The 1025-nt window shown below is 76.0% G+C and carries 1 protein-coding gene; it reads right to left on the bottom strand.

Annotated features, from left to right (window positions below):
* Positions 1 to 1025, bottom strand: a 1025-nt coding sequence (locus AF1_RS32690) for a condensation domain-containing protein (protein ID WP_255218871.1), incomplete at both ends; no start/stop codon positions are given.

Genomic DNA, 1025 nt, shown 5'->3' with positions numbered 1-1025 from the left:
AACCGATCGGCACGTCCGTCCCGGCGCCGAGCCGGGTGAACAGGCCGGCGAGCGCCGCCTGCAGCACCATGAACAGGCTGGCGCGGTGGTCGCGGGCCAGCGCGGTGAGCGCGGCGTGCAGTTCGGGCGGCAGCGTGAACGGGTGCTGCGCGCCCCGGTGGGTGGCGCGGGGCGGGCGCGGCCGGTCGGACGGCAGTGCCAGCTCCTCCGGCAGCCCGGCGAGGGCGTCCTTCCAGTGCGCGATCTGCCGGCCCATGACGCTGCCCGGGTCGGCCTCGTCGCCGAGGACCTCGCGCTGCCAGATCGCGTAGTCGGCGTACTGGACGGGCAGCGGCGCCCACCCCGGCTCCGCGCCCGCGGCGCGGGCGGCGTAGGCGGTGATGAGGTCGGTGGCGAGCGGCTCCATCGACCAGCCGTCCCCGGCGATGTGGTGCATCACCAGCAGGAGCAGATGGTCGTCCTCGGCGATGCGGAAGACGTGCGCGCGGACGGGCGGCTCGGCGGCCAGATCGAACCCGCGCGTCGCGGCCTCGAACACCGCCGCCTGGAGCCCGTCCGGGCCGCGGTGCCCCTGTGCGGAGGCGGCCTCCCCCGCCCCCCGCAGAGGGGTGCAATCGATGATCTCCGGCTCGGCCCGGGCCTCCTCCGGTGCGAGGACGCGCTGGTAGGGCTCGCCCTCCACCTGCACGAACACGGTCCGGAGCGCTTCGTGGCGCGTCATCATGTCGCGCATCGCGGCGCGGACCGCATCCAGGTCGAGCGCACCGGTCAGCCGCAGCGGGATCGGGATGTGGTAGGTCGCGGCCGCGTCCCCGGCTCCGAGCCCTTCGAGGTCGTGGATGAACCACAGGCGCCGCTGCGCGTACGAGACGGGCACGAGGCCGGGGCGCTCGGCCGGGACGAGCTTCGGCCTGGGCTCCCCGTCCGGTTCACCGAGCACGGCGGCGAGCGCGGCGACGGTCGGCGCCTCGAACAGGGCGCGGACGGCCAGCTCGGTGTCCAGCGCGGCACGGGCCCGCGACACC

The sequence above is a fragment of the Actinomadura formosensis NBRC 14204 genome (genome assembly GCF_001552155.1).
GTDB classification, from domain to species: Bacteria; Actinomycetota; Actinomycetes; order Streptosporangiales; family Streptosporangiaceae; genus Spirillospora; species Spirillospora formosensis.
Note: the sequence above shows the minus strand (reverse complement) of the source record. Positions and strands in the feature narration are given on the sequence as shown.